General features: G+C 71.5%; 26 protein-coding genes. 10 read left to right on the forward strand and 16 right to left on the reverse strand.

The genetic code is table 11. The features are described from left to right. Positions 1–87: 87 nt before the first annotated feature. Positions 88–1,686, reverse strand: a complete 1,599-nt coding sequence (dacB, locus tag IG84_RS0119060) for a D-alanyl-D-alanine carboxypeptidase/D-alanyl-D-alanine endopeptidase (RefSeq protein WP_031058526.1) — start codon at positions 1,684–1,686, stop codon at positions 88–90. 86 nt (positions 1,687–1,772) lie between these two features. Between dacB and IG84_RS0119065 the strand changes: the two genes are divergently transcribed. Further along, entirely contained in the window at positions 1,773–2,267 is a 495-nt protein-coding gene (locus IG84_RS0119065) for an inorganic diphosphatase (RefSeq protein ID WP_031058529.1), read from the forward strand. Between the two features lie 146 nt (positions 2,268–2,413). On the opposite strand, the gene IG84_RS0119070 is transcribed toward IG84_RS0119065, so the two are convergent. The 3 genes from IG84_RS0119070 to IG84_RS0119080 form a co-directional block, all read right to left on the reverse strand. Then, entirely contained in the window at positions 2,414–4,105 is a 1,692-nt protein-coding gene (locus tag IG84_RS0119070; protein WP_031058531.1) for a threonine/serine exporter family protein, read from the reverse strand. A gap of 223 nt (positions 4,106–4,328) precedes the next feature. Next, entirely contained in the window at positions 4,329–5,624 is a 1,296-nt protein-coding gene (locus IG84_RS39965) for a VTT domain-containing protein (RefSeq protein WP_051861990.1), read from the reverse strand. 140 nt (positions 5,625–5,764) lie between these two features. After that, the gene (locus tag IG84_RS0119080) at positions 5,765–6,523 is read right to left on the reverse strand and encodes a MerR family transcriptional regulator (protein ID WP_031058534.1); all 759 of its coding nucleotides are present in this window, start codon (positions 6,521–6,523) and stop codon (positions 5,765–5,767) included. Positions 6,524–6,639: 116 nt separating this feature from the next. On the opposite strand from IG84_RS0119080, the gene leuE reads away from it, so the two are divergent. Continuing rightward, positions 6,640–7,311: a leucine efflux protein LeuE gene (gene leuE, locus IG84_RS0119085; RefSeq protein ID WP_031058536.1), complete on the forward strand. Its 672-nt coding sequence runs from the start codon at positions 6,640–6,642 to the stop codon at positions 7,309–7,311. Between the two features lie 10 nt (positions 7,312–7,321). Here leuE and IG84_RS0119090 read toward each other — a convergent pair whose 3' ends face one another. From IG84_RS0119090 to IG84_RS0119105, 4 genes are all read right to left on the reverse strand, one after another. Beyond that, a complete protein-coding gene (locus tag IG84_RS0119090; RefSeq protein ID WP_031058538.1) occupies positions 7,322–7,954 on the reverse strand; it encodes a PadR family transcriptional regulator in 633 nt (210 codons plus the stop codon). A gap of 47 nt (positions 7,955–8,001) precedes the next feature. Beyond that, a complete protein-coding gene (locus tag IG84_RS0119095; RefSeq protein ID WP_031058540.1) occupies positions 8,002–8,583 on the reverse strand; it encodes a DinB family protein in 582 nt (193 codons plus the stop codon). A gap of 185 nt (positions 8,584–8,768) precedes the next feature. Then, positions 8,769–10,226, reverse strand: a complete 1,458-nt coding sequence (locus tag IG84_RS0119100) for an aldehyde dehydrogenase family protein (RefSeq protein WP_031058542.1) — start codon at positions 10,224–10,226, stop codon at positions 8,769–8,771. Between the two features lie 64 nt (positions 10,227–10,290). Continuing rightward, positions 10,291–11,154: a helix-turn-helix domain-containing protein gene (locus IG84_RS0119105; RefSeq protein WP_030260299.1), complete on the reverse strand. Its 864-nt coding sequence runs from the start codon at positions 11,152–11,154 to the stop codon at positions 10,291–10,293. 324 nt (positions 11,155–11,478) lie between these two features. Here IG84_RS0119105 and IG84_RS0119110 point away from each other — a divergent pair, with 324 nt between their 5' ends. After that, positions 11,479–12,027 (forward strand): ATP-binding protein, encoded by a 549-nt coding sequence (locus IG84_RS0119110; RefSeq protein ID WP_063761819.1) that lies wholly within the window; start codon positions 11,479–11,481, stop codon positions 12,025–12,027. A gap of 120 nt (positions 12,028–12,147) precedes the next feature. On the opposite strand, the gene IG84_RS0119115 is transcribed toward IG84_RS0119110, so the two are convergent. The 5 genes from IG84_RS0119115 to rpmG form a co-directional block, all read right to left on the reverse strand. Further along, the gene (locus IG84_RS0119115) at positions 12,148–12,387 is read right to left on the reverse strand and encodes a DUF397 domain-containing protein (protein ID WP_031058548.1); all 240 of its coding nucleotides are present in this window, start codon (positions 12,385–12,387) and stop codon (positions 12,148–12,150) included. A 182-nt stretch (positions 12,388–12,569) separates the two neighbouring features. Further along, positions 12,570–12,806: a 30S ribosomal protein S18 gene (gene rpsR / locus IG84_RS0119120; protein ID WP_031058550.1), complete on the reverse strand. Its 237-nt coding sequence runs from the start codon at positions 12,804–12,806 to the stop codon at positions 12,570–12,572. 93 nt (positions 12,807–12,899) lie between these two features. Continuing rightward, positions 12,900–14,054, reverse strand: coding sequence for a GTP-binding protein (locus IG84_RS0119125; protein ID WP_031058554.1), 1,155 nt, complete (start codon positions 14,052–14,054; stop codon positions 12,900–12,902). Next, positions 14,054–14,344, reverse strand: coding sequence for a type B 50S ribosomal protein L31 (locus IG84_RS0119130; RefSeq protein WP_031058557.1), 291 nt, complete (start codon positions 14,342–14,344; stop codon positions 14,054–14,056). The genes IG84_RS0119125 and IG84_RS0119130 overlap by 1 nt, the downstream gene beginning before the upstream one ends. A gap of 8 nt (positions 14,345–14,352) precedes the next feature. Beyond that, complete coding sequence (rpmG, locus tag IG84_RS0119135; RefSeq protein WP_030019254.1) at positions 14,353–14,517, reverse strand: 50S ribosomal protein L33; 165 nt, start codon at positions 14,515–14,517, stop codon at positions 14,353–14,355. A gap of 61 nt (positions 14,518–14,578) precedes the next feature. Here rpmG and rpmB point away from each other — a divergent pair, with 61 nt between their 5' ends. From rpmB to tatA, 3 genes are all read left to right on the forward strand, one after another. After that, positions 14,579–14,815, forward strand: a complete 237-nt coding sequence (gene rpmB, locus IG84_RS0119140) for a 50S ribosomal protein L28 (RefSeq protein WP_031058560.1) — start codon at positions 14,579–14,581, stop codon at positions 14,813–14,815. Position 14,816: 1 nt separating this feature from the next. Further along, positions 14,817–15,122, forward strand: coding sequence for a 30S ribosomal protein S14 (gene rpsN / locus IG84_RS0119145; RefSeq protein ID WP_031058562.1), 306 nt, complete (start codon positions 14,817–14,819; stop codon positions 15,120–15,122). A 171-nt stretch (positions 15,123–15,293) separates the two neighbouring features. After that, positions 15,294–15,503 carry a Sec-independent protein translocase subunit TatA gene (gene tatA / locus IG84_RS38080; RefSeq protein ID WP_037800578.1) on the forward strand — a complete coding sequence of 70 codons (210 nt, stop codon included), beginning with the start codon at positions 15,294–15,296 and terminating at the stop codon, positions 15,501–15,503. A gap of 12 nt (positions 15,504–15,515) precedes the next feature. Here the strand turns inward: tatA and IG84_RS0119155 are convergent, their stop codons facing one another. Continuing rightward, positions 15,516–16,286, reverse strand: a complete 771-nt coding sequence (locus IG84_RS0119155) for an alpha/beta fold hydrolase (RefSeq protein ID WP_031058564.1) — start codon at positions 16,284–16,286, stop codon at positions 15,516–15,518. A 160-nt stretch (positions 16,287–16,446) separates the two neighbouring features. Here IG84_RS0119155 and IG84_RS0119160 point away from each other — a divergent pair, with 160 nt between their 5' ends. The 4 genes from IG84_RS0119160 to IG84_RS0119175 all read left to right on the forward strand — a co-directional run bounded on the left by IG84_RS0119160 (position 16,447) and on the right by IG84_RS0119175 (position 20,811). Beyond that, positions 16,447–17,589 (forward strand): winged helix DNA-binding domain-containing protein, encoded by a 1,143-nt coding sequence (locus IG84_RS0119160; RefSeq protein ID WP_078649028.1) that lies wholly within the window; start codon positions 16,447–16,449, stop codon positions 17,587–17,589. Positions 17,590–17,665: 76 nt separating this feature from the next. Then, complete coding sequence (locus IG84_RS0119165; RefSeq protein ID WP_031058569.1) at positions 17,666–19,342, forward strand: bifunctional 3'-5' exonuclease/DNA polymerase; 1,677 nt, start codon at positions 17,666–17,668, stop codon at positions 19,340–19,342. A gap of 167 nt (positions 19,343–19,509) precedes the next feature. Continuing rightward, positions 19,510–20,394 carry a DeoR/GlpR family DNA-binding transcription regulator gene (locus IG84_RS0119170; RefSeq protein WP_382467443.1) on the forward strand — a complete coding sequence of 295 codons (885 nt, stop codon included), beginning with the start codon at positions 19,510–19,512 and terminating at the stop codon, positions 20,392–20,394. Between the two features lie 15 nt (positions 20,395–20,409). Then, positions 20,410–20,811, forward strand: a complete 402-nt coding sequence (locus tag IG84_RS0119175) for a RidA family protein (RefSeq protein WP_031058576.1) — start codon at positions 20,410–20,412, stop codon at positions 20,809–20,811. Between the two features lie 94 nt (positions 20,812–20,905). On the opposite strand, the gene IG84_RS0119180 is transcribed toward IG84_RS0119175, so the two are convergent. Together IG84_RS0119180 and IG84_RS0119185 are read right to left on the reverse strand one after the other, a co-directional pair. After that, entirely contained in the window at positions 20,906–22,072 is a 1,167-nt protein-coding gene (locus IG84_RS0119180; RefSeq protein WP_031058579.1) for an acyltransferase family protein, read from the reverse strand. A gap of 180 nt (positions 22,073–22,252) precedes the next feature. Beyond that, a complete protein-coding gene (locus tag IG84_RS0119185; protein ID WP_031058582.1) occupies positions 22,253–23,146 on the reverse strand; it encodes a glycerophosphodiester phosphodiesterase in 894 nt (297 codons plus the stop codon). Positions 23,147–23,193 lie beyond the last annotated feature (47 nt).

Raw genomic sequence — 23,193 nt, forward strand, 5'->3', positions numbered from 1 at the left:
GCCGGGGGGTAGCCGATTCGCGGCGCTCGGCGGTGGGCGGCGCGGCATACGGGGCGCTCGGCGGTGGCCGGTACGGGGTGCGCCGCATCAGCGGCAGCCGCAGTTGGCCACCGCGGAGGCGAGCCGGTCGAGGGACCGCTGCGCCCCGTAGGCGTCGCTGGTGCCGTTGGTCATGAAGGCGAAGGTCAGCAGCCGGCCGTCGGCGTCGACGACCGTGCCGGCGAGGGTGTTCACGCCGGTGAGGGTGCCGGTCTTGGCGCGTACGGCCCCGGCGCCCGCCCGCTCGTCGGCGTACCGGGCCTCCAGGGTGCCGGTGAAGCCGGCCACGGGGAGGCCGGTGAGGACCGCGCGGAGCTCCGGGTGGTCGGGGGCCGCAGCGAGCAGCAGCACGTGGGACAGCAGGCCGGCGGAGACCCGGTCGTCGCGGTCCAGGCCGCTGCCGTCGTGGAAGGCGGTCCGCGCCACAGGGAGGCGAAGCTGTTCGAGTGTGCGCTGTACTGCGCGGCCCCCGCCCTTGAAGGTCGTCGGCGCTCCGGTGGCCACGGCCGTCTGGCGGGCGAGCTGCTCGGCGATGTCGTTGTCGCTGTGCGTGAGCATCCGCTCGACGATGGTCGAGAGCGGGAGGGAGCGGGCAGCGGCGAGCCGGGTGGCCGTGCGGCGGGCGTCGTCGTCCCGGGGCGCCCCGGTGACCGCGATGCCGTGGGCGCGCAGGTCGTCGGCGAAGGCGCGGGCAGCCTCGGCGGACGGGTCGGTGGCGCGGGGCGCGGTGCCGTGGCTGCTGGTGTCCAGGCGGGCCTCGTCGGCGGTGAGGGCGGTGACGGGCGCGAGGTTCTCGTTGGGGCCGATCGGGTGCTGCGGCGAGCCCTCGTAGAGCGAGTCGTCGTAACCGAGGGTGACTTTCTTCGTGCCGCGCTTCTTGAGGGCGCGCGCGGTGTCGGCGGCGAGGTCGCCGAGCGCGGCGGGGCGCTGCGCGGCCGGAGTGCCGGCCCTGGGCGTACGGGCGGTGAGGGTCGGGTCGCCGCCGCCGACCAGGACGACCCGGGCGGTGCCGTCCTTCGTGCGGCCGTCCTGCACGGCCTTCGTGGTGAAGCGGTGCTCGGGGCCGAGGGCGGTGAGGGCGGCCACGGCGGTGCCGAGCTTGATCGTGGAGGCCGGGGTCGCGGTCCGGGCCGGGTGGCTGGCGAAGACCTCGCGGCCGGTGGCCACGTCCACGACCGAAGCGGTCCGTACGGGACCCAGCTCGGGCGCCTTCAGCAGGGGCGCCAGGGCGTCCGCGAGGCCGCTGCCGGTCGGGGGCGGGACTCCGTCGCCGCCGCCCTTCACGGGGGCGCCCAGGGCCGCCAGGACGGGCGCGGCGCCGGGAGCCGAGGGTCCGGCACCGTGACGCTCACCACCTCGGCCGTCCCAGCGGGCCGCGCGGGCCCGTTCGGCCGTACGCTGGCCGGAGTCCCACGGACCGGCCGTCGCCACCGCACCGGCCGCGACCGCGAGACCGGCAACGGCGGAGCCGGCCGTGACCTGCCACGTCCGTTTCCGCTGCAGCGGGGTCCGCCGCCACCACTGGCGGGCGAAGAACCATTCGTCGGCGGCGAACTGCGCGGTGCTCCGCCCCGCGCCGGCCGCCGCCCGTATGCAGGACCGGCCCCAGCCGACCCACCTGACCTGCCACGACCTGGCCTCCGGCACTTTGGACCAGCCCCTTTCGCCACCACACACCTGCGTGGGGGACACTTAATCACCAGACGTATGTGTTGATCATGGAGGAGCCACCCGTGGAGTTCGACGTCACCATCGAGATCCCGAAGGGTTCGCGGAACAAGTACGAGGTGGACCACGAGACCGGTCGGATCCGCCTGGACCGTCGACTCTTCACCTCGACCAGCTACCCGGCCGACTACGGCTTCGTCGAGAACACCCTCGGCGAGGACGGCGACCCGCTGGACGCGCTGGTCATCCTGGACGAGCCGACCTTCCCGGGTTGCCTCATCAAGTGCCGCGCCATCGGCATGTTCCGTATGACCGACGAGGCCGGCGGCGACGACAAGCTGCTGTGCGTCCCGGCCTCGGACCCCCGCGTGGAGCACCTGCGCGACATCCACCACGTGTCGGAGTTCGACCGCCTGGAGATCCAGCACTTCTTCGAGGTCTACAAGGACCTGGAGCCGGGCAAGTCGGTCGAGGGCGCGAACTGGGTCGGCCGCACCGAGGCCGAGGCCGAGATCGAGGCTTCGTTCAAGCGCCTGGAGGCGCAGGGCGGCAAGCACTGAGCCTGGCGGCTCGGGTTTTCCGACCCCGGCCGGTAGCCGGTGGTACCGATGGGCGGGCACCTGCGGGTGTCCGCCCATCGGCGTACCGGATGTCCTCAAGCGCCGGACGGGCTTGAATGTGCCGCCGGACGGGCTTGGAACGTGGCTCAGAAGCCGCGGGTGCGCTTTGCCGCGCGGCGGGTGGCGGCTTCCTCTCCGCTGGGGGCGCGGATGAAGAGGCGGGCGATCTCGCCACCGAGGTTCACGCCGACGGCGATGGCCAGGGCCAGTGAGATGGCCTTGATCAGCGAGGAGACGCCGGCGTCCAGGTTGCCCTGGGCGAAGTTGAGCAGCGCGAAATACGTCGCGCTACCGGGGAGCAGCGGGCCGATGGCCGCCGTGACGTACGGCAGCGCGGACGCGTAGCGGTACCGGGACAGCAGCTGGCCGAAGAGGCCGACCAGGCCGGCCGCGATCGTGGTGGCGACCACCGGGTGGATCCTGGCTTGCGTAAGGGCGCCGTATATCACCCAGGCCACGCCGCCGTTGAAGGTCGCGAACAGCACGGTGTGACGTTCCTGCTGAAGCAGCACACAGAAGGCCAGCGCCAGCAGCAGCGAGGCGATGATCTGGACCACCGGCTCGTCGAACGATCCGAAGCCCTCTTCCGGGTTCAGCGTGTGCGCGCTCAGCTGGACGCCGATGTACAGCACGCCGAGCACTCCGATGACGATGCCGACGATGAGGTAGCCGACTTCCAGCAGACGTGCGGCCGCGGTGATGTAGTAACCCGTCAGGCCGTCCTGTACGCCCGCCACCAGGGCCCGCCCCGGGATCAGCGCGAAGAGGCCACCGGTGATGACGGCCGACGCCTGCACACCCGTTTCCGTCATGCTGAGCGCCACGCCCATCGCGGCGGGCGGCATCGCCGCCGCCACGAACTGGTAGAACTCCGGCAGCCCGCGTGCGGACGCCAGCCACGCCAGCCGGTCGCCGAGCATCGACCCTATGGCCGCCGCGACGAAGACCGTCAGGCCACCGCCGACCAGCATGCTCGCCGCGCCGGACAGCAGGCCGGACGCCACGGTGAGCGCCCAGCTCGGGTACGGGTGGCGGTTGCGCCGGATCTCGGCGAGGCCGCGGTACGCCTCCTCCAGGGTGATGCCGTCGGAGGTGATGTCGTCGACGAGCTGGAAGACCGCGGAGAGCCGGGTGTAGTCCACGCCGCGCCGGCGGACCGTGCGGCTGGCCGTCACCGGGTCGTCCACCAGCGAGGGCTGGTGCGAGATCGACAGCAGCGTGAACGTGACCGTGGGCTCGACCCGTTCGAGGCCGTACGCGTGGGCGACGCCGAACATCGCCGCCTCGACGTCCTCGGCCCCCTCACCGCCGGCGAGCAGGATCTCGCCGATACGGAGCGTGAGGTCGAGCACGCGCGGCACGGCGGGCCCCGACTCGTCGGCGCGTTCGATCCGCTCCGGAGCCGGGCGCTCGGTGACCGGCATCCGCAGCATCGTGCGCATCCGGTCCTGCCAGGGGACGTCCTTGGTCAGGCTGACGACCGGTATGCCGTGCGGCGGGGTGAAGGCGGGCCAGCCGGCGGGTGTGGTGGGCAGTTGGTGGGTGCCCGTGGTGGAGCCGGTGGCGCCGTTCGGGGCACTGCCCGGGGGCGCGAAGGCGGACCCCTCCGGCTCGGCGGGCGCCTCGGCCCGCATTCCCTCAGGGAGGGCGAATTCCGAGGTGGGGTGCTCGTCCTCGTGCAGTGGGGGGTGGGGCACGCCGAGCGGCGGGGTGAACGCGCTCCGCGCTTCGTCCGATTGGGGTTTGCGGTCCTCGGGGGTCTCCGGGTCCGACGCCACTGCTCCTCGCTCCTCGTGCGCCTGCTGCGTCCGTCGTCAAAGCCACCATGCCTGATCACCGCACCTGGCGCGCGGGGCGGGGGTTCGCAGGGTGGTGGGAAATGGGGTGGGGGGTGAACCCGCCCTGGACGCCGCGAAGGCGCCCCTGGACCGCTCCGCGGCGACGCGGAACGGAAGGGACGCCCAAGGGCGGTGCGGTACGGGGTATGTGCTGCGCAGCCGGTCAGCGCTTGGCGTGGCGGCCGCGGCGGCCCTCACCCGGCGGCTGCTGGTGATCCTGGGGGTGCGGCTGCTGCGGCCCCTGCTGAGGGTGGCGCGGCTCTGAATGATACTGCTCCGGCCCGCCCGGCTGCTGCGCGGGACGGCCGTACGGAGCGGGCCCGGACTGCCCGCCGTACGGGGGCTGCTGGGGCTGCTGCGGCTGCTGTCCGTAGGGCGCCTGCGGGGGCTGCGGAGCGTCCTGCCGGCCGTACGGGGACTGCTGCGCCCGAGGCGCCTGCTGCTCACCGTAGGAGGATGCCTGCTGCCCGCCGTAGAGGTCCTGCTGTCCGCCGTAAGCGGCCTGATCCTGCCGCCCGTACGGCGACGCCTGCCCCTGGCCGTACGGAGCCTGCTCCTCGCCGTACGGGGCCTGACCGCGGCCGTACGGGGGCTGCTGGTGGCCGTACGGGGACTGCTGCTCAGGCTGCTGCCGGCCGTACTGGGGCCGGTCCTGCTGCGCGCCGTACGGAGCCGGCTCGTGACCGCCCCGGCCGCCGCCGTACGGGGCACGCTCCTCGCCCTCGTACGGGACGCGCGGCATCGGCTGGGTGGCGTCCGCGTGGCCGCCGGCGGCCGGGCCGGCCTGCGGCGGCGCGTCCTGACCCGCAGCGTCCGCAGCGCCCTCGGCGGCCGCCTTCTTGTTCTTCTTGCGGCCGCGGAGGTACTCGATGACGATCGGCACGACCGAGATCAGCACGATCAGGACGAGGATGGCCTCGATGTTCTTGTGCACGAACTCGATGCCGCCCAGCGCCGCGCCGAGCAGCGTCACGCCCGCGCCCCACAGGGCGCCGCCGACGACGTTGAAAATCAGGAACGAGCGGTAGTTCATCCGGCTCACGCCCGCGATGATCGGCGTGAACGTCCGCACGATCGGCACGAAGCGGGCCAGGATCAGCGACTTCGGACCGTGCTTCTCGAAGAACTCGTGGGCCTTCTCGACGTTCTCCTGCTTGAACAGCTTGGAGTCCGGCCGCTTGAACAGCGACGGCCCGACCTTCCGGCCGAAGAGATAGCCCGCCTGGTCGCCCAGCACCGCCGCCAGCACCACCAGCAGACACACCAGCCACAGCGGCTTGTCCAGCTTCCCGGCCGTGACCAGCAGACCGGTCGTGAAGAGCAGGGAGTCGCCGGGCAGGAAGAAACCGATCAGCAGACCGGACTCCGCGAAGACGATGACCAGAACGCCGATCAGGCCGAAGGTGCTGATCAGATAGTCCGGGTCCAGCCACTGGGGGCCGAGCGCGAGAGTGTTCACGGTGGGCAGGGCTCCTGGGTCGAGGGCGCCGGATCGGTCGGTAGGCGAGAGCGGGGTACAGGCGCAGTATGCGGCCCAAAGCTATCAACGCCTTGTGACGCCCCTTGGTTCCAGCTGTCCGGCCCGGCGCCCCGCGCCCCTCAGGAACCGCGGACCGCGTTCGCCAGCATCGCGTCCCGCATGTAGGCCGCGAGCCCGGGCCTGATCGCCTCGTACGTGGCGGTGAACCGCTCGTCCGCGACGTACATCTCGCCGAGACAGGCGTGCATCTCGTACGAGCACTCGTAGTGGTGCCGGGAAATGAAGCGGCGGTGCTCCTCGGCGACGTCCATCGCCGCCTCGGAGCCGGCCGGCACGCCCTGCGCCAGCAGCTCACCCATCCGGTGGTGGATCGCGTCGAAGTCCGCCGTCAGCCGCTTCCAGTCCTCCTTGGTGTACATGGCGGCGCGGCGCTGCGACTCCTTGTACGCCTCCGTGCCGCCCCAGCGCCGCTCGGTCTCCTCGGCGTACTGATCCGGATCGAAGTCCCCGAAGACCTCGAACTTCTCCTCGGGGGTCAGATTGATGCCCATACTGCGTGCCTCCATCGCGGTCGCCACGGCCGCGGCCATCTTCTGAAGCTTCTCGATCCGGGCGGTCAGCAGATCGTGCTGCCTCCGCAGGTGCTCCTGGGGATCCGCGTCCGGGTCGTCCAGAAGGGCCGCGACCTCGTCGAGAGGGAAGCCGAGCTCCCGGTAGAACAGGATGCGCTGCAGCCGGTCGAGGTCGGCGTCGTCGTAGCGCCGGTGGCCCGCGTGGCTGCGGGCGCTCGGCGAGAGCAGTCCGATCTCGTCGTAGTGGTGCAGGGTGCGCACCGTGACGCCGGCGAATCCGGCGACCTGTCCCACGGAGTAGCTCATGCGTCCGCTCCTTTCTCGGTACGCCCTTCACGGTGGCTCCTCACGTCGCGTGAGGTGCAAGTCCGCATACCGGAAGTCGGGTGAAGCGGCCTCCCGGGAGATGGCATCCTTCCGCCATGCTGGGGATAACGGATCTTTCGACGTACCTCGCGGGTCTCGCGCTGATCATCCTGCTGCCGGGCCCGAACTCGCTGTACGTCGTCTCGGTCGCCGCGCGGCGCGGCCCGAAGGTCGCCTACCGGGCGGCCGCCGGCGTGCTGTGCGGCGACACGGTACTGATGACGCTCTCGGCGGGCGGCGTGGCTTCGCTGCTGCAGGCCAGCCCGCTGGCCTTCGGGATCGTGAAGTTCGCGGGCGCGGGCTATCTGACCTGGCTGGCGGTCGGGATGCTGCGCGGCGCGGTGGCGATGTGGCGCGGCCGGGAGGCCCGTAAGGCCGAGAAGGACGGGGCAGGCGCCTCGCCCCCGCGGACCGGGGAGGAGAGGGAGCGGCCGTACCGTCGCGCGCTGGTGGTCAGCCTGCTCAACCCGAAGGCGATCCTCTTCTTCATCTCCTTCTTCGTGCAGTTCGTCGATCCGCACTACGCGCACCAGGCGCTGTCCTTCCTGGCGCTCGGCGCGTGGGCCCAGCTGTTCAGCTTCACGTACCTGTCGATCCTGATCTTCAGCGGTACGTATCTGGCCGCGACCTTCCGCAAGCGGCGCCGCCTCACCGCGGGCCTGACCGCGGGCGCCGGCGCCGCCTTCCTGGGCTTCGCGGCGAAGCTGTCGATGGCCGGCACGGGCTGAGAGCCCCCGGCTAACCCCTGAACGGCGGCTTGTCCGCGAACGGGTTCGCCGTGCCCTCCGGCAGTACGCCCACGAAGGGCGCGCCCTCGCCCGCGAAGGCGTAGGCGCCCCCTTCGATACGGGCGATCAGGGAGCGGGCCCACTCCGCTCCGGTGTCCGCGGCGTGCACCCACATGTTCATGATCTCGCCGATGTGGCCGAGCTGCTCCGGGCCGTCCTCGGGGACGTAGTGCCCGGTGACCTCGGCGCGCCACGCCTCCAGGGCCCGCACCCGCTCCGTCAGCAGGGCCACCGCCTCATGGCGCGGCAGGTCGACCATGAAGCCGATGCCGGCGCTGAGCACGTCCACCTTCTGGTCGTGCTGGGAGAGCGCGGCACGCAGCAGCGCGAAGTACTCCGCCTCCCCGGCGTCCGTCAGCTCGTACTCCGTGCGCGGCGGCCCGCCGGCCGTGCTCGGCGCCGTCTCGTGCGCGCGCAGCAGTCCCTGCTTCGCCATCTGCTTCAGCGCGTGGTAGATCGAGCCGGGCTTGGCGTTCGACCACTCATGGGCGCCCCAGTACTCCAGGTCGCTGCGTACTTGGTAGCCGTGGGTCCGGCCGTGCTGCCGCACGGCTCCCAGTACCAGCAGCCGGATCGCCGACATCGCCCGCGCTCTCCTCGTCCCCGGGTGTGACCTTGCCGGTCAGCACGCTACTGCCCGGCGGACTCCGGCCCCCGCACCGCCTGCTTCTCACGCATCGCCCGCTCCTCGTCCACCAGGGCGAAGGCCGTCGCGCCGTCCAGGGACTCGCGGACGATGTCGGCGTGGCCCGCATGCCGGGCGGTCTCCTCGATCAGGTGCAGCACCAGCCAGCGCATGGACTGCCGGGCCTCCGGGGGGAACCACGGTGCCTCGGGGAGCGGGAAGGTGTCGTCCAGGCTCGGCACCGAGCGGATGAACTCCTCGGTCTCCTGCGCCACCCGGTCGTAGAAGGCGAGCATGCCGGCGACGGACTCGCCTTCCTCCAACTGAAAGCTGAGGTGCCAGTTGCTCTCGTTCCGCTCGATGGAGCGGGGCCGCTGCTTCGCGGTGTCCAGCCAGCCCAGCTCGGTCTGCGCGACGTGCTTGAGCAGCCCGGACAGGGACAGCTCACTGGCGCTGGGGCGGCGTGCGGCCTCCTCGTCGGTCAGGCCGAGCAGCGCGCGGCGGATCCCGCCGCGCTGCGCTTCGAGGAAGGCCAGGAGTGCGCCGCGCTCGTCGCCCCGGTCCTCGGCAGGCACGTGAGTAGGCATGGCAGCCGCCTTTCGTCGCTTCGTGGTGGCCGGGGAGCGCTTCTCCCCGACACCGAGGAAGCTACGGGCCCTTGCGGTCAGGTTCTGTCCGCAAGGGCGTTCTGTCCGCAAGGGCCCGCGAGTCCGGCCGGAACGAGACCGGTCGGAACGAGTCCCGCCAGAACGAGACCCGTCAAAAAGGGACCTCAGAACGGAAACGTGGTCCGCTCGTGCTGGATCGAGACCCACTTCTGGGTCGTGAACGCCTCCACCGTCGACTCGCCGTTCAGCCGACCGACCCCGGACGCCTTCTCGCCGCCGAAGGCCACCAGCGGCTCGTCCTGGACCGTGCTGTCGTTGATGTGGATCATCCCGGTCTCGATCTCCCGGGCCACCCGCGCCCCGCGCTCCACGTTGCCGGTGTGCACCGCGCCGCTCAGGCCGTACGGGGAGTCGTTGGCGAGCCGCACCGCCTCCTCCTCGCCGTCGAACGCGCCGAGCAGCACGACGGGCCCGAAGATCTCCTGCCCGTACAGCGCGGAGTCGGCGGGCAGCCTCGACAGCACCGTCGGCTCGACGAGATTGCCCCGCGTACTCCCGCGCACCAGCGGCGTGGCGCCCTCGGCGACCGCCCGCTCCACCAGCGCGGTCAGCGCCTCGGCCTGGAAGCTGTTGATGAGCGGGCCGATGTGGGTGTCCGGATCGCGCGGGTCGCCGGTCTTCAGCTTCCTGACCCGGGCCACGAACTTCTCGGTGAACTCCGCCTCGAGCTTGCGGTCCACCAGGACGCGGTTGGCCGCCATGCAGACCTGGCCCTGGTACACGAAGCGGCTGAAGACCGCGGCGTCCACCGCGTAGTCGACGTCCGCGTCGTCCAGGACGATCAGCGCGCTGTTGCCGCTCAGTTCGAGGATGGCGCGCTTGAAGTGGCCCGCGGTGACCGCGGCGACGTGCCGGCCGACCTTGTCCGAGCCGGTGAAGGAGATGACCCGGGGCACCGGGTGCTCTATCAGCGCGTCACCGATCTCGGCGATGTCCGTGATCAGGACGTTCAGCAGCCCCGCCGGCAGGCCCGCGTCCTCGAAGATCTTGGCGATCAGGCCACCGCCGACCACCGGGGTGTTCTGGTTGGGCTTGACGACGACGGCGTTACCGAGGGCCAGCGCGGGCGCCACGGACTTCAGGGTGACCAGGAACGGGAAGTTGTACGGGCTGATCACGCCGATGACGCCGACCGGGAGCCGGTAGACGCGGTTCTCCTTGCCCTGCACCGGGGACGGCACGATGCGGCCCTCGGGGCGCAGCGCGAGCTGTACGGCCTCGCGCAGGAACTCCTGCGCCGTGCGCACTTCGTAGGCCGCCTTGACGCGCGTACCGCCGAGCTCGACGACGATCGCCTCGATGATCTCGTCCTCGCGCTCCTGGACGATGCGCAGCGCGTTCTCGAATATCAGCCGGCGGCTGTACGGATTGGTGCGCGCCCACTCGCGCTGCGCGCGCTCGGCAGCCCGGTACGCCTCGTCGACCTGGTCCACGCCCGCGACCGTGACCGACGCGAGTTTCTCCTGGTCGTACGGGTTGAAGTCGATGATGTCCCACGAGCCGCTGCCGACCCGCCACTCACCGTCGATGTACTGGTAGGCCAGGTCGGAGAAGAAAGACATGGTTGTTCCTACTCTGTGCGGGCGCCTGTGGGGATGGCTGAACCGGCGTCATTCTACTGGCGAGTTACGTCAGTTGGAGGAGACCACGGAGAAGATCCCGGGTGCGCGACGGGTCCAGGCTTTCCTCCTGGAGGCTGCTCATCACCCGCTCGTACTGGCCGACCTCCTCGGCCTTGTCCAGATACAGCGCGCTGGTGAGCTGCTCCAGATAGACGATGTCGGAGAGGTCGGACTCGGGGAAGCGCAGCATCGTGAAGGCGCCGCTCTCGCCCGCGTGCCCGCCGAAGTTGAAGGGCACGACCTGCAGGCGCACGTTCGGGCGCTCCGATATGTCGATCAGATGCTGGAGCTGGCCCCGCATGACGGAGCGGTCGCCGTACGGGCGGCGCAGCGCGGCCTCGTCCAGTACGCAGTCGAACTGCGGCGCCCGTTCCGCGATCAGCAGCTTCTGGCGTTCCTGGCGCAGCGCGACGCGGCGGTCTATCTCGGCCGCGGGGGCGCCGCGCATGCCGCGGCTCACGACGGCGTGCGCGTATCCCTCCGTCTGCAGGAGCCCGTGCACGAACTGCACCTCGTAGGTGCGGATGTGCGACGCGGCTCCTTCCAGTCCCACATATGTCTGGAACCAGCCGGGAAGTACATCGCCGTAACTGTGCCACCAGCCCGCCACGTTGGCCTCTCGGGCCAGTCCGAGGAGGGAGTCGCGCTCGGCCTCGTCCCCGACGCCGTAGAGGGTCAGCAGGTCCGCCACGTCCCGCGCCTTGAAGCTCACCCGCCCCAGCTCCATGCGGCTGATCTTCGATTCCGATGCGCGGATCGAGTAGCCGGCCGCCTCACGTGTTATCCCGCGGGACTCTCGCAGCCTCCGCAGCTGCGACCCCAGCAGGATGCGCCGCACCACAGATCCGCTCGACTCACTTGCGGTCACAACTTCGACCCTCCCGTGACCCACCCCGTCCAACAATGAGCGGCAGTCTGCCACGTTCGGGCTCCGTTGCGTGCTCAACCGGTTACGGATATGGGCCTGTTCTCGCGGCTCCGGTAAAGCCGGGCACAAGAGTGCGTAGGAAGAATTACGCCTCTATGCCCACGGCCGTACACAAAGTGGACGTCTGCACGTGCATCTGCCCTTGCATCTGCCGTACGCATTCGGAACCATGGAGCTCGCACACATGCACGCTCGTGAAAGACCCGCGAGATCTGGGCACACCCGTCTGGATCGTGACGTCCGCGAACGCCAGGAGTGCCTCGCATGGGGACCAAGGTTTCGACCATGCTCGCGCCGTTATGGCAGGGGCTTCCGCCAGTCGACCCCGCAGCCATCTCCGGCTCCGTCTCCTGGACCCTGCAGCCGCAGTACGAATCGGTGCGCGGCGCGCGGCAGTTCACCCGCGAGACGCTGCAGCACTGGAACATGGACGAACTCTTCGACAGCGTCGCGCTGGTCGTGTCCGAGCTGGTCACCAACGCGCTGCGGCACGCGGCGCCGGAACGGGACGGCGCGGCGGGCGGGCGCGTCCACGGGGCCGCCGACGACACCTCGCCGAGACTCCACCTGATCCGCTGGGCGGGCCGGCTGGTCTGCGCGGTTCGGGACGCCAGCGACGCCTCGCCGGTCGAGGGCGAGGCGGACTTCTCCGCGGAGTCCGGGCGCGGGCTCTACCTGGTGGACTCCTTCAGCGACAGCTGGGGCTGGCACCGCCTGGAGGACGCCGCGCACGGCAAGGTCGTCTGGGCGCTCTTCCAGCTCCCGCAGGTACCGGCCCAGGCCACGGCCGCTTCCCGGGCGCAGGCGAGCTGACCGCGCCCTTCCTGTACCGGATCGCCCTCTCAGCACTCTCTCAGCACTGAGCGTGCACGTGCATATTCGCATGCGCGTGCGATACGGGGAGGGGTGCCGGCCTCAGCCGCGCCCCGCGGGTCAGTCCCGTATCAGGTGGTCGAATTCCCCGTCCTTGATGCCGAGCAGCATCGCTTCGATCTCCGCCGGCGTATAGACGAGCGCGGGCCCCTCGGGGAAGCGGGAGTTGCGTACCGCCACGTCGCCGCCGGGCAGCTTCGCGAACTCCACACACGTACCGTTGGAGTTGCTGTGCCGGCTCTTCTGCCACACCACTCCGTCGAGATCCGATGCGGCCATGCCGTTGTACGCGTGGGGCACTGGTCTCTCCCGGTGAGAAATGGCATCAACTGCCCGGGATCATAACTCTGTTCATATGCCAATGCTCGGGCAGATGCACGTGCACGACAGCCTGTGGCCAGCCCGTCACAGCTCGTCGGGCCGTGCCCCGCCCGTCGAGCGCCTTCCCCTCCCGCTCCTTCCCCATGCCCGGCGGCGTACGGTCAGCGGGAGGCGTACGGCAGCAGCGCCATCTCCCGGGCGTTCTTGATCGCCGCGGCGATCTGCCGCTGCTGCTGCGCAGAAACCCTGGTGATGCGGCGGCTGCGAATCTTCCCGCGGTCGGAGAGGAACTTCCGCAACAGGTCGGTGTCCTTGTAGTCGACGTAGGTGATTCCCGCCGCGTCGAGCGGGTTGGGGCGCGGCGCGCTCTTCTTGCGCGGGTCGGGACGACGGGGCATGGCAGGGGTTTCCTCACAAGATCGGGCCATCGAAGACGACCGAGAATTGATGTAGATGTACGACACACGCGTATCGCGGTTGGCGGACGCCGCCTACGGCACCGGGTCGAGCAGTTCGTCGAACGCGGTGGACAGCTGCCGCCAGTACTCCCGGCCGCGCGCGTACTCCGCGTCGGTGAGCAGGCAGGACTCCAGCAGCGCCGTCAGCCCCTCCCGGTCCAGGCCGGGCGAGGTGAACACCAGGTGCTGCGCCCGGTCGCCGTGCTCGGGATCCCAGTCCAGCGCGGCGGCGGCCCGGCGCATCGGCGGCACCATCTCCCAGGCGGCGTCCGGCAGCGAGGCCAGCCACGGCCCGGTGTTCTCCACGCAGAGCGCGCCGCCCGCCGCGTCCCAGGAGAGCAGCGTGTCCGGCCGGTCGGCCAGCCAGAAGCGGCCCCGGCTGCGCGCGGCGGCACAGCACAGGTCCTCCAGCGCGGCGTGCAGCCGGCCGGGGTGGAACGGCCGCGTGCGGTGCCACACCAGGGTCGCGACGTCCGCCTCGTCGGCCTCCTGCGGCAGCAGCGCGCAGGCCGGGTGCTGGCGCGCGGCGGCCGCCGCGACGTCGAAGCCCGCCACGGCTGCGGCCGCCAGCTCCGGCGACTCCACCGGGATGCGCTGCGCCGTGGGATGGAGCTGGTTCAGCAGCGCCAGGTCGGACTCGTCACCCGGCTCCTCACCGGGCGCGAGGACCAGCACCGGCGGGTACTCGAGCTGGCGCGCCCAGGTGTCCGCGACGGTCCGCTGGTCGGAGGCGGCGGCCGCGAGGCCCGCCTCGGCGAGGTCGTCGCCGCAGCCCAGGTAGGGCAGCAGCAGGGCCGGGTCGACGGCCGTCATGACGCCGGTCAGCGCGAGCGACTCGCCGCCGCAGGAGTCGATCACCTCGGCCATCGCCTTGGGCTCCACCGAGTCCCACAGCTCCACGACGGCCAGTCGGCAGGTCCGGCCGTCCGCCAGCCGCTCCAGCTCGGGCACCAGGTCCTCGCGCAGCGCGCAGCACGCGCAGTCGTTGACCAGCGGCGCCTCGCCGCTGTCCAGCAGGCCCGTACCGTCGCGCACGGTGCGCTGCACGACGCCGTCGACGGCGGTGGCGAGGTCGTGGTGGAGGGCGACGCTGCCGGGGACGGTCCGCAGCAACTGCTCGACGGCGGCCCGGCGGGCCTCCCCGTGCAGCCCGCCGACGATCACCACGGAGAGCCGGTCGCGCTCCATCAGCGGTCCCCGCGCTCACCGTCGGCCGCGCGCCGGCCGCCGGGCGTCCGCTTGCCGAACCGGCGCTCGAAGCGCTCCACGCGCCCCGCGGTGTCCAGTACGCGCGCCGTGCCCGTGTAGAAGGGGTGGCTCGCCGAGGAGATCTCCACGTCGATCACCGGGTACGTGTTCCCGTCCTCCCACTCGACCGTCTTGTCGCTGGTGGCGGTCGACCGGGTGAGGAAGGCGAAGTCGGCGGCCCGGTCGCGGAAGACGACGGGCCCGTACGCGGGGTGGATTCCAGGCTTCATGACGCTGCTCAGCGCTCCTCTCGGAAGTCGACGTGCCGGCCGGCGACCGGGTCGTACTTCTTCAGCACCAGCCGGTCGGGGTCGTTACGGCGGTTCTTGCGGGTGACGTACGTGTAGCCCGTGCCGGCGGTGGACCGGAGCTTGATCACGGGACGTAGTTCGTTGCGGGCCATACGGGCTACTATACAGAAACGACAGTCATTTTCATTAAGGGCTCAGTAGGAGGTAGCTCACTTGTCCGCCCACTGCCAGCTGACCGGCCGCGCGCCGGCCTTCGGCAACACGATCTCCCACTCGCACCGGCGCACACCGCGCCGCTTCGACCCGAACATCCAGCGCAAGCGGTACTGGCTGCCCAGCGAGAACCGCTTCGTACGCCTGCGGCTCAGCACCAAGGCGATCAAGACCGTCGACACCATCGGCATCGAAGCCGCCGTCGCCCGTATCCGGGCCCGAGGGGAGCGCATCTGACATGGCGAAGAAGAGCAAGATCGCGAAGAACGAGAAGCGCCGCGTCGTCGTCGCCCGTTACGCGGCCCGCCGGGCCGCCCTGAAGGCGATCATCCGCGACCCGAAGACGCCGGACGAGGAACGGCTCGCCGCGCAGAGCGAGCTGGCCCGCCAGCCGCGCGACGCCAGCGCCACCCGCGTCCGCAACCGCGACAGCGTCGACGGCCGCCCGCGCGGTTACTTCCGCGCCTTCGGCCTGTCCCGCGTCAACCTGCGCGGACAGGCGCACGCGGGCTACCTGCCGGGCGTGACGAAGTCGAGCTGGTAGGCAGCCCGGCGACACCGGGGCCGGGGCCGCCGTTCACGCGCCCCCCGGCCCCGGTTTCCTTTCCGTACCCCTGTACGGGTCATACTGGGCGGAACGTCCCCATCCGTACCGCGCGTAGGGGCGCGCGGCTGCGCACCCACGGGAACGCACCCCCAACGAGAGCGAGCCCCCATGTTCCGCAATGCCCTCGAGCCCTGGCACCTGGTGCTGATCCTCGCCGTCCTCGTGCTGCTCTTCGGCTCGAAGAAGCTCCCCGACATGGCCCGCGGCCTCGGCAAGTCGATGCGCATTCTGAAGTCGGAGACCAAGGCCATGAAGTCCGACGACCGCGACGGCGACCGGGCGGCCCCGGAGCAGCAGCGGACCGTCGGCCAGGAGTAGCACCCCGGGGCCTCACTCCCGGAGGAAGTCCTCCATCACGGCGGCCAGGGCCACCGGGGTTTCGTGCATCGGGTAGTGGCCCGTGCCCGGGAGGCTGACGACGTCGGCGTTCGGATACCAGCTCTGCCATGTCGCGCGCATGAGGTCGGCGGTGAGGGCGAGGTCGTGCTCGCCGACGACGACGCGCACGGGGACGGGATTGCCGCGCACCGCGTCCGAGAGGTCCAGCGTGTGCCAACTGGCCAGGTAGCCGGCGTGCGCTTCCTTGCGGGAGGCCGCCATCGAGTGGCTGATCATCCGCTGCTGCCAGACCCGGCCCGTACGGTGGCCGGTCACCAGGTCGAGGATGGCCCGGCGCTTCTCGGGGTCCTCGGACGCCCCGTAGAAGAGGGCCTGCGTCGGCTCGTCCATCGGGTACGGCGCCGCCGGTACGGGTGCGAGGCCCAGCAGACGGCTGACCCGCTCCGGCGCGCGGACCAGCACCTGCTGGATCGCCTTGCCGCCCATCGAGTGCCCGACCAGCGCGAAGCGGTCCCAGCCGAGCTGGTCGGCGAGGGCCAGCACGTCGTCGGCGATCTCGGGGAGGTCGTAGCGGCCGGGGACGTCCTTGCGGTCGCCGTAACCGCGGTAGTCCAGGAACGCGTACGTGAACTCCTCGGTGTCCAGGTAGTCCAGGACCGCGCCCCAGCCCGCACAGGTGGCGAACCAGTCGTGCAGCACGATGACGCGGCGTGGGCCCGAGCCGATGAGGCGGTGGGCGACGGTCTGCTCGGATCTGGTCATACGGCGGCTCCCTCTTCGGTGTCCGGTCCCCAGCACTCGCGAGCGTATGGTCCCGCCGCCCGGCGGCGCGGGAACAGAGGCGGGACACGGCGAACATCATTGCCACCGCTGTGACTTGCGGTGCCGGGCGATTGTCAGTGGCGTGCGGTGCAATGGGCACATGAACCGAACGCTGAAGGTGCGTCAGGGCCAGGTGCTGGCCTGGCGGCTGCGGCAGCAGAGCCTCGTCCCGCGCGGGGCCGCGTCCGTCGCGGAGCTCGCCGGCCGGCTGGCCGGGGTGCAGGCCCAGGTCGCCTCGTCCGCCGAGCTGGCGGTCGCCACCCGCCGGAGCGACCCGGCGCCGGGCGCCGTCGACGCCGCGCTCGCGGACCGCTCGGTGGTCAGGACCTGGGCCATGCGCGGCACGCTGCATCTGCTGCCCGCTCCGGAGACCGGTGCGTACCTCTCCCTGCTCGGCGCGGCGCGGACGTGGGAGAAGCCGTCCTGGCAGAAGGCGTTCGGGGTGAGCCCGCGGCAGCTCGCGGCGCTGGGCGAGGCCGTCGACGAAGCGCTGGACGGGCGGCAGCTGACCCGTGAGGAGCTGGTGGCCGCGGTGTGCTCCCGCAAGGACCTGGCCGGGCTCGGCGAGCAGCTCTCCTCGGGCTGGAGCGCGGTGCTCAAGCCGCTGGCCTGGACCGGCCGCCTGTGCCAGGGCCTGCCCCGGGGACGGAACGTCACGTTCACCGCGCCGCACTCCTGGGTGCCGGGCTGGGGCGGCATACCGGACCCCGAGGAGGCAGCCGGGACGGTGATCTCCGTGTATCTGGGGGCGCACGGCCCCGCGACGCCCGCCGCCTTCGACGCGTGGCTGCTGCGCGGCGCGACCCGTAAGGCGGTCCTGCGTGGCTGGTTCGCGGCGCTCGGGGACGCGCTCACGCCGGTCGAGGTGGACGGCGAGCCCGGTGCGTACATCCGCAGCGAGGACGCCGACGCGCTGGCGGCCGTGCGGCCCTCCCGCGAGGTGCGGCTGCTGGCCGGCTTCGACCAGTACGTCCTGGGGCCGGGCACCGCCGACGGCCGCCTGGTCCCGGCCCACCACAGGAAGGCCGTGAGCCGTGCGGCCGGGTGGATCTCTCCCGTCGTCGTGCACGGCGGCCGGGTCGCGGGCGTCTGGGCCTTCACCGACACGGCCGTGGAGGTCGGCCTCTTCAAGGACCACGTGGCGGAGCACGGCCCCGTGCCGGACGAGGGCCTGGCGGCCGAGGCGGCCCACCTCGCCCGCTGCACGGGCCGCGACCGCCCGATATCGGTCCAGGAGATCTGACGCCGAGGGGTCCGACAAGGGCTGGAGGGAAGCGGCGCTACGGCCGAATGTCGTACCCCGGTGCGAAACTCACAGCATGCGGTGGGTGGTGGGCGAGTCGGCGAACGGGGGTGTGCGGCTGTGTGCGGTGGACGAGGCAGGAGCGGCCGTCGGTGCGGTCGTCGAGGAGCCGGATTTGGTCACGGCCGTGCGGGCGCGGCCGGACGTGGAGCGCTGGGTATGGCGGTCCACGGCGGAGTCGTACCGCAAGCTGCTCGCGGCCGGGGTGCGGGTCGAGCGGTGTTACGACGTCGAGGCCGCCGAGGCCCTGCTGATCGGCCACGAGGAGGGCCAGTCCGGTCAGCCGCGGTCGCTCGCGGCGGCCTGGGCGCGGCTGCGCGGCCTGCCGGTGCCGGAGGACCCGCCCGTGCGGACCGCGGAGACGCAGCCCTCGCTCTTCGAGCCGGGCCCGGTCCCGCTGCCGCCGGGCACGGACGAGTTCACGGCGCTGCGGGAGGTGTACGCGGGCCAGCTCGCGCGCACGGAGAAGACCGAGCGGCCGGAGCGGATGCGGCTGCTGCTCGCGTCGGAGTCGGCCGGGATGCTGGTCGCCGCCGAGATGCACCGGGCCGGAGTGCCCTGGCGCGCGGACGTGCACCGCGCGCTCCTGGACGAGCTCCTCGGCGAGCGCTATCCGCGCGGCCTGGAGCCGCAGCGGCTGGCCGAGCTGGCGGACGAGGTGTCCCATGCATTCGGGCCGGGCGTGCGGGTCCGTCCCGACCTGCCGGCCGACATCATCCGGGCCTTCGCGCAGGCCGGCATCAAGCTGGCCTCCACCCGCAAGTGGGAGCTGCTCCGCATCGACCATCCGGCCGTCGCCCCGCTCCTGGAGTACAAGAAGCTCTACCGCCTGCACACCGCGCACGGCTGGTCCTGGCTCCAGCAGTGGGTGCACGAGGGCCGGTTCCGCCCGGAGTACCTGCCCGGCGGCACGGTCTCCGGGCGCTGGACGACCAACGGCGGCGGCGCGCTGCAGGTACCCAAGGTGATCCGGCGGGCGGTGGTCGCCGACCCCGGCTGGCGGCTGGTGGTCGCGGACGCCGACCAGATGGAGCCGCGGGTGCTGGCGGCCGTCTCCCGGGACCGCGGCCTGATGGAGGTCGCGGGCAGCGGCCGGGACCTGTACGCCGACCTGGCGGCCCGCGCCTTCGGCGGCGACCGCGCACAGGCCAAGCTCGCGCTGCTCGGCGCGATCTACGGCCAGACCTCGGGCGACGCGCTCAAGCACATGGCGGACCTGCGGCGCCGGTATCCGGCAGCGGTGGCGTACGTGGACGACGCGGCGCGGGCCGGCGAGGAGGGCCGCCTCGTGCGCACCTGGCTGGGACGTACGAGCCCGCCCGCCTCGGTGGCCGCGCCCGACGAGGCGGGCCTGCCCCAGGAGGAAGCCCCGCCCTCGTACGGCAGCACCGCGGGCGCCCGGGCCCGCGGCCGCTTCACGCGCAACTTCGTCGTACAGGGCAGCGCCGCCGACTGGGCGCTGCTCGTCCTGGCCGCGCTCCGCCGGTCGCTGCACGACGCCGGCATGCAGGCCGAGCTGGTCTTCTTCCAGCACGACGAAGTGATCGTGCACTGCCCCGAGGAGGAGGCGCCCGCCGTCGCGCAGGCCATCACCACGGCCGCCGACCTCGCGGGCCGCCTCGCCTTCGGCCCCACCCCGGTCCGCTTCCCGTTCACCACGGCGGTGGTGGAGTGCTACGCGGACGCGAAGTGAGGCGCGGCACGTCCGGAGGAGCGGGCGTGCCGGGCGTACGGCGGTACGCCCGGACCAGGGGTCGGCGCCCGGGCAGGCTCTAAACTCCGAGGAGGCCCCGGTGCGGCCGGCCGGGCCGTGAGGACGTGCGAGGACGTGGCTGACCGCCAGCCGGGAGAGGACGAGCGTTGACCGGTACCGAAGGGACTGCCGACGGCACTGCCGAGGGGACTCCTGACGCCGTGCCCCCGGCCGACGACGCCGCGCCCGCCGCCGGCGACGCCGCCTCCCCGGCCAAGCTCGGCCCCAAGGACCGCCGGAAGCGGATCGCGGACCGGGTGCTGGCCGAAGGCCAGGTCAGCATCGAGGACCTGGTCAAGGAGCTGGGCGTCAGCCAGATGACCGTCCACCGTGACCTGGACACCCTGGAGCACCAGGGCTGGCTGCGGAAGGTGCGGGGCGGCGCCACGGCCGCGCCCAATGCCCTGTTCGAGTCCAACGCGCGCTGGCGCGGCAATGAGCAGGTCGCGGCGAAGGAGGCGATCTGCGCGGCCGCGCTGGCCATAGCGGAGCCCGGCCAGGCGGTGATCATCGACGACTCCAGCACGGCCCTGCCGCTGGCCCGCTCACTCTCCGGACGCGGCGCGTACACCGTGATCACCAACTCCCTGCAGGTGATCAACGAGCTGGCCGACGAGCCCGACATCCGGGTGATCGCGCTGGGCGGCGAGTACCACGCCGCGTTCAACGCCTTCCTCGGCATGTCCACCGCCGACATCGCGCGCAGCTTCCGCGCCGATGTCGCCTTCCTGTCCACCTCCGCCGTCGACAACGGCCACTGCTACCACCAGGCCCAGGAGAACGTCCTGGTCAAGCGGGCCCTGATGGCGGCGGCCCGGCGCAAGGTGCTGCTCGTGGACCACTCCAAGTTCAGCCGCCAGGCGCTGTACGAGCTGGCTCCGCTGTCCGACTTCGATCTCGTCATCTCCGACCAGGATCTTCCGCAGGAGGAGCAGGAGGCGCTTCAATCGCTGGGAGTGCGCTACGAATTGGTGGCGACGAGCGGCGGCTGAGGCGGAGGCGGAAGCATGAGCGAGCTGGAGCGGATCAACCCACCGCGGCTGTCCCCGCCGACCGGCTTCAGCCACGCCGTGCGAGCCCCCTCCGGCACGCTCGTCCTGCTCGCCGGGCAGACCGCGCTGGACGGCGCCGGCCGGATCGTCGGCACGGGCGTCGTCGAGCAGTTCGAGCAGGCACTGACGAATCTGCTGGCCGCCGCGGAAGCGGCCGGCGCGGGCCCCGCGGACCTGGCCAAGCTCACGGTGTACGCGGTGGACGTGGCCGACTACCGCCGCAACGCCGCGGCCATCGGCCGGGTATGGAAGCGGCTGGCCGGCAGCGACTATCCGGCGATGGCCGTGATCGGCGCGACCCGGCTGTGGGACGAGGCCGCGCTCGTCGAGATCGAGGGCATCGCGGTGGTGTCCTGAAAGGCTGCGGTCCGCCGAAAATCGGAAGGGGCCCGGTCCGCCGTAGCGAACCGGGCCCCTTCCGAGGTCGCGCGGACTTGCCGCGCTCAGTGCGTCACTTCCGGTGGCGGGCCGCCTCGGCCGGGTCCTTCTTGAAGGCCCAGGCCATCTTCGGTTCCATCGCCCAGCGGAACATCCGTTGCACCGGTGGGGTGCACAGCACGGTGATGAGCGCGCCCGCGAAGAGGGTGAGCACGATGGCGCCCCACGGAGTGTGGATCCAGTCCCAGTCGTCGTACCAGCCCCAGAAGCGGGAGCCCTTGGCGAGGAAGCCGTGCAGCAGGTAGCCGTACAGCGTGCCGGCGCCGAGGGCGGTGCACCACATCGTGCGGCCCGGGATCCAGGCGAAGAAGCACGCGACCAGGACGAGCGAGCAGCCGAACATCGCGAGGGTCATGACCGCGCCGCTCCACCACGGGGCGGCGAGCTCCTGGGCGGCGTCGCGGTGGTAGAACCACGCGGCGTTCATCCGGGGTGCGGCCCAGTAAGCGAAGACCAGCGCGCTCGCGAAGACCGGCACCGCGAGGATGCGGGCCCGCTTGTTGCGCACGATCAGGAAGTGCTCGGGCTTGAGGTTCAGGCCGATGACGAAGAACGGCAGGAACTGCAGCACCCGCTGGAGGTCGAGGTCGTTGCCGATGTTCGGCGAGACGGACGCGAGGACGGCGATGGCCAGGGCCAGCGGGACCGGCCAGCGCACGACCTTCCAGATCGGGGTGGTGAGCCGCCAGATGAACAGCGCGATCAGGAACCAGGTCAGATACCAGGGGTCCAGCAGGCTGAAGTCGTAGCCCGGGTCGTTGTCCGCGTACCGCTTGAACAGCGTGTACGCGACCTCGAAGAGGATGTACGGCACCGCGACACCGGTGATCAGCCGCTGCAGCCGGTCCTTGCGCATGTCGAAACTGCGCGAGAAGTAGCCGGAGATGATGATGAACGCCGGCATGTGGAAGGCGTACACCGTGATGTAGAGCGCCGCCGCCGACCGGCTGCCGTCCCGCAGCGGTTCCCACGAGTGGCCCATGGCCACCAGCACGATCGCCAGGTACTTGGCGTTGTCGAAGAAGGCGTCCCGCTGCTTGCCGTTCTTCGACGGCTCGGTGCTCTTCCGTCCGGCCTGCTGCGCTCCGCCCGTTACCGCGGCGTCCGCCGGCTGTGGTGCGGTCCGCGTCGGCGGGAGGGGGCTGCGCCGCTCACTGTGCGGCTGCGCGAGATTGTTCACGTCCCCTCCCCCGGGCAACCCAGGGAGAGAATTCTCCGTCTTACCGGAATTGCGGGGAGCGAGGCAGCTGAGAACATCAGAGGCACCCTAGCCCGGCACACCGAATCCCGTAAATCGTCTCCTCACATGCTTCACATGCCATGTACGTCACACGGTGACCGGTGAGTACGAAGGGGCAGGTCAGAGGATGACGCCGTCGACGCTGTAGGCCGAGAACGCCCGCTTGGCCTGACCCACCGACACACCCCAAGTGTGCACCTCCAGGCGGTCGGCGTGCGGTCCCCACAGGCTCTGCACAGCGGACACATAGGCCGAACTCAGGCTCTTGTACGGCGGATTGATCCAGTCGGCGAACCGGGCGTACTCCGGGAGCTGCGCGCGGCTCGGCGTGCCGAGCACCGCCGTCCGCACGTCCGGCTGCAGGGTGTGCACGCGGCGGACGGCGGCGACGCCGAAGCTCTGGATGACGAGCCCGTCCATCACATGGGTCGCGTCCAGCCATCCGGACGACCGCAACTGGGCGAGGATCTGCTTCTCGATACCCGGGTACTTCTCCGGATTCTTGATCTCCAGCAGGAGGCGCTGGTCGTTGCGTTCCATCCGGTTCAGGTACGAGGCGAGGGTGGGCACCCGCTCCCCCGCGAACTTCTTGCCGAACCAGCTCCCGGCGTCCAGCCTGGCGATCTCGGCCGCGGTGAAGTCGCCCACCCGCCACGGCGACCGGTCGGGATAGACCTTCTCCACATTGGTGGTGCGCTTGAGCGTGGCGTCGTGGATGACGATCAGCTTGCCGTCCTTGGTGCGCTGCACGTCGTTCTCGACCCACTCCACGCCGCGCCGGTCGGCCTCGTCGACCGCGGCGAGGGTGTTCTCGGGGGCGTACTTGGCGGCGCCCCGGTGTGCGATGACCGTGGGGCCGTCGAGCGGCAGCCCCTTCTTGGCGGAGACCAGGCGGACCGGGGCCGGCGGGGCGGCGGCGACACCACCGCCCTGGACGCCCGCGTCAGCGGCGAGCACCGCCGCGAAAAGAAGGACGAGACCGGCTGCGGCGCTGCGGACGGCGCTTCGGAGCATGGGACCTCCTGGACGCTGGCGGCGGGCCTCGCGTGCCGACCGGAGCG

Source organism: Streptomyces ochraceiscleroticus (assembly GCF_000720485.1).
In the GTDB taxonomy this organism is placed as follows: domain Bacteria; phylum Actinomycetota; class Actinomycetes; order Streptomycetales; family Streptomycetaceae; genus Streptomyces; species Streptomyces ochraceiscleroticus.

Excerpts from the sequence above, each read along its gene's own strand:
- IG84_RS0119080 (WP_031058534.1), bottom strand. The coding sequence starts at position 6,523 with ATGAGCTACTCCGTGGGACAGGTCGCCGGATTCGCCGGCGTCACGGTG.
- leuE (WP_031058536.1), top strand. The coding sequence starts at position 6,640 with ATGCTGGGGATAACGGATCTTTCGACGTACCTCGCGGGTCTCGCGCTG.
- IG84_RS0119090 (WP_031058538.1), bottom strand. The coding sequence starts at position 7,954 with ATGTCGGCGATCCGGCTGCTGGTACTGGGAGCCGTGCGGCAGCACGGC.
- IG84_RS0119095 (WP_031058540.1), bottom strand. The coding sequence starts at position 8,583 with ATGCCTACTCACGTGCCTGCCGAGGACCGGGGCGACGAGCGCGGCGCA.
- IG84_RS0119100 (WP_031058542.1), bottom strand. The coding sequence starts at position 10,226 with ATGTCTTTCTTCTCCGACCTGGCCTACCAGTACATCGACGGTGAGTGG.
- IG84_RS0119110 (WP_063761819.1), top strand. The coding sequence starts at position 11,479 with ATGGGGACCAAGGTTTCGACCATGCTCGCGCCGTTATGGCAGGGGCTT.
- rpsR (WP_031058550.1), bottom strand. The coding sequence starts at position 12,806 with ATGCCCCGTCGTCCCGACCCGCGCAAGAAGAGCGCGCCGCGCCCCAAC.
- IG84_RS0119125 (WP_031058554.1), bottom strand. The coding sequence starts at position 14,054 with ATGGAGCGCGACCGGCTCTCCGTGGTGATCGTCGGCGGGCTGCACGGG.
- IG84_RS0119130 (WP_031058557.1), bottom strand. The coding sequence starts at position 14,344 with ATGAAGCCTGGAATCCACCCCGCGTACGGGCCCGTCGTCTTCCGCGAC.
- rpmG (WP_030019254.1), bottom strand. The coding sequence starts at position 14,517 with ATGGCCCGCAACGAACTACGTCCCGTGATCAAGCTCCGGTCCACCGCC.
- rpsN (WP_031058562.1), top strand. The coding sequence starts at position 14,817 with ATGGCGAAGAAGAGCAAGATCGCGAAGAACGAGAAGCGCCGCGTCGTC.
- tatA (WP_037800578.1), top strand. The coding sequence starts at position 15,294 with ATGTTCCGCAATGCCCTCGAGCCCTGGCACCTGGTGCTGATCCTCGCC.
- IG84_RS0119155 (WP_031058564.1), bottom strand. The coding sequence starts at position 16,286 with ATGACCAGATCCGAGCAGACCGTCGCCCACCGCCTCATCGGCTCGGGC.
- IG84_RS0119160 (WP_078649028.1), top strand. The coding sequence starts at position 16,447 with ATGAACCGAACGCTGAAGGTGCGTCAGGGCCAGGTGCTGGCCTGGCGG.
- IG84_RS0119165 (WP_031058569.1), top strand. The coding sequence starts at position 17,666 with ATGCGGTGGGTGGTGGGCGAGTCGGCGAACGGGGGTGTGCGGCTGTGT.
- IG84_RS0119175 (WP_031058576.1), top strand. The coding sequence starts at position 20,410 with ATGAGCGAGCTGGAGCGGATCAACCCACCGCGGCTGTCCCCGCCGACC.
- IG84_RS0119185 (WP_031058582.1), bottom strand. The coding sequence starts at position 23,146 with ATGCTCCGAAGCGCCGTCCGCAGCGCCGCAGCCGGTCTCGTCCTTCTT.